The 2,285-nt window shown below is 37.0% G+C and carries 4 protein-coding genes, 1 pseudogene and 1 other annotated feature; of the genes and pseudogenes, 1 reads left to right on the forward strand and 4 read right to left on the reverse strand.

What is annotated here, in order from left to right; all coding sequences use genetic code 11:
- Nucleotides 1-190: 190 nt before the first annotated feature.
- Nucleotides 191-418 (reverse strand): hypothetical protein, encoded by a 228-nt coding sequence (locus tag HMPREF9088_RS09880; protein WP_007209110.1) that lies wholly within the window; start codon nt 416-418, stop codon nt 191-193.
- Between the two features lie 15 nt (nt 419-433).
- Between HMPREF9088_RS09880 and HMPREF9088_RS11740 the strand changes: the two are divergent.
- Nucleotides 434-580, forward strand: a pseudogene (locus HMPREF9088_RS11740) (IS30 family transposase); the annotation flags it as partial.
- An 80-nt stretch (nt 581-660) separates the two neighbouring features.
- Here the strand turns inward: HMPREF9088_RS11740 and rplT are convergent.
- The 3 genes from rplT to infC form a co-directional block, all read right to left on the reverse strand.
- The gene (gene rplT, locus HMPREF9088_RS09885; RefSeq protein WP_007209111.1) at nt 661-1,020 is read right to left on the reverse strand and encodes a 50S ribosomal protein L20; all 360 of its coding nucleotides are present in this window, start codon (nt 1,018-1,020) and stop codon (nt 661-663) included.
- 69 nt (nt 1,021-1,089) lie between these two features.
- Nucleotides 1,090-1,290, reverse strand: a complete 201-nt coding sequence (gene rpmI, locus HMPREF9088_RS09890; RefSeq protein ID WP_007209112.1) for a 50S ribosomal protein L35 — start codon at nt 1,288-1,290, stop codon at nt 1,090-1,092.
- Nucleotides 1,291-1,348: 58 nt separating this feature from the next.
- Nucleotides 1,349-1,870 carry a translation initiation factor IF-3 gene (infC, locus tag HMPREF9088_RS09895; RefSeq protein ID WP_007209113.1) on the reverse strand — a complete coding sequence of 174 codons (522 nt, stop codon included), beginning with the start codon at nt 1,868-1,870 and terminating at the stop codon, nt 1,349-1,351.
- Between the two features lie 43 nt (nt 1,871-1,913).
- Nucleotides 1,914-2,030: a sequence feature (ribosomal protein L20 leader region), on the reverse strand.
- Between the last annotated feature and the right edge of the window lie 255 nt (nt 2,031-2,285).

A 2,285-nucleotide genomic window follows, 5' to 3' on the forward strand; every position in this document is an offset into this window, starting at 1 on the left:
GAGTTCATTTTTGGTCCAGGATTATGTCCGCACCCCCTTGTATGTACTCTTATTTTGCCATAAACAAATAGTATAATGTTCACAAGATACACTCCTTTAGAATATAGACTGAAATCAATAGTTGAGACACGTTTTTCAATTTACCCCGGAAAGGCCTACTGCAGGAGTCATTCAGAACATTCATTAACCCTCAAGCTGAAAACTGCTTACTCGCTGATAAACGATCTGAGTTTCTCCCTTTGCAGCCATTTTCAGAAAAATTGGATACGTGGTCTTTAAGTAACTTATTTTGAAGCTGCTTCCGTTTGAATAGGTGTGAGATACGATCTGGCGCTGTGGATTCGTTTCCGATTGTAAGACCGATGAATTCAAAAATAGTGTATTTTGAATTCATCAGTGTAATATTTTTGCTTAACATCAACCTTCCTTTTATGTGGATTTCAACGAAGTTGATGAATGTTTTATCCAATCTATTGCATTGAAAAGAAATAATATCCCTCGAAAATCATTAAACTATAAAACACCATTAGAAGTATTCTTGCGTCACATAAGCAAAGAGGACTTGTCTAACTTAATTTGACAATTAATAATAAAAAAAGAGAGTGCCGATGCACTCTCTTTTTCAATACTAAATTTTAAAAAATAATATTTATTATTTTATTATTTGCTTAAAGCGTCTTTCGCTTGGTCAGCTAGTGCAGTGAAAGCTGATGCATCGTTTACAGCTAAGTCAGCTAACATTTTGCGATTGATGTCGATTTCAGCTAATTTCAAACCGTGCATTAATTTAGAATAGCTTAAGCCATTCATACGAGCTGCTGCGTTGATACGAGCAATCCATAATTTACGGAAGTCGCGTTTCTTTTGACGACGATCGCGGAATGCGTAGTTGTATGAATTCATTACTTGTTCTTTTGCTGTTTTGAACAAAGTATGTTTTGATCCGTAATATCCTTTAGCTAATTTAAGCACTCTTTTACGACGTTTACGAGTTACTGTTCCACCTTTAACACGTGCCATGTTTAATTCCTCCTAAATGAATCTTCTCTTGAATTTTTTTCGATTGGAAAGTTTTAAGTTTGCGTATGATTATTTCATGCGCGCTAGTTGTTGACGGATACGTTTGTAATCGCCCTTAGCAACCATGCTTGCTTTACGCAATTGACGACGTTGTTTTTTTGTTTTTCCGTGGAAACGGTGACTTGTAAACGCACGGAATCTTTTCAATCCGCCTTTACCAGTACGTTTTACACGTTTTGCTAATCCGCGGTGTGTTTTTTGTTTTGGCATAACTAATTTCCTCCTCAAAATCCTTCGTTATCTAACTTTCACTGAAAGTAAGTGTAGTCTACTTGTCGTTTTTAGGCGCTAGCACTAAGAACATGCTACGTCCATCCATCTTCGCTTTTTGTTCGACTGTTGCAACATCTGCAGTTTCTTCCGCTAAGCGATCTAGAACTCTCTGACCAATCTCTTTATGGGTAATGGCGCGACCTTTAAAACGGATAGAAGCTTTCACTTTATCCCCTTTTTCAAGGAACTTGCGTGCATTCCGTAGTTTTGTATTGAAATCATTGACATCGATCGTTGGACTTAAGCGAACTTCTTTTACACTAATAACTTTTTGTTTCTTACGAGCTTCTCGTTCCTTTTTTTGTTGTTCAAAACGATATTTTCCGTAATCCATGATACGAGCAACTGGTGGTTTCGCTGTAGGTGCTACTAGCACTACATCCAAATTAGCTTGTTCAGCAATTTTTAATGCTTCAGCTTTAGTTTTCACTCCAAGTTGATCTCCGTCTTGACTAATCAAACGCAACTCACGTGCACGAATGCCGTCGTTTACCATCATATCCTTTGCTATGGTCATTCACCTCCAAGTTTTTTGAGAGAAAGAAAGGATTACCACAAACTGGGGTACAAAAAAACGAGCTCGTATACGAACCCGCACGTAACCCAAGTAAATTGGATAACTATCTGCCCAGCAACAATTGCTACAAGGCGAGAAGCGGGTGCTTCTGCTTTCATTTCTCAACTCTATCAGTATAACTATTGACAACTTAAAAGTCAATAGAAAACACCATACATGGATTAAATTTTTGTTCATGGTAAGTTGTAAAATGAAATGCATAAAGAAATAAGCAAAAAAATCATGTAGATACGTTATACTTAAAAGCGACAAAACCATAAGTATGAAAGAGGTATCTACATGACTCAGATCAATTATACCACAGAAAATCGTCACTTTAAGCACCTTTCTGACATCCAACGCGGAAAACTAGAAT

This window comes from Enterococcus italicus DSM 15952 (assembly GCF_000185365.1).
Taxonomy (GTDB): domain Bacteria; phylum Bacillota; class Bacilli; order Lactobacillales; family Enterococcaceae; genus Enterococcus_G; species Enterococcus_G italicus.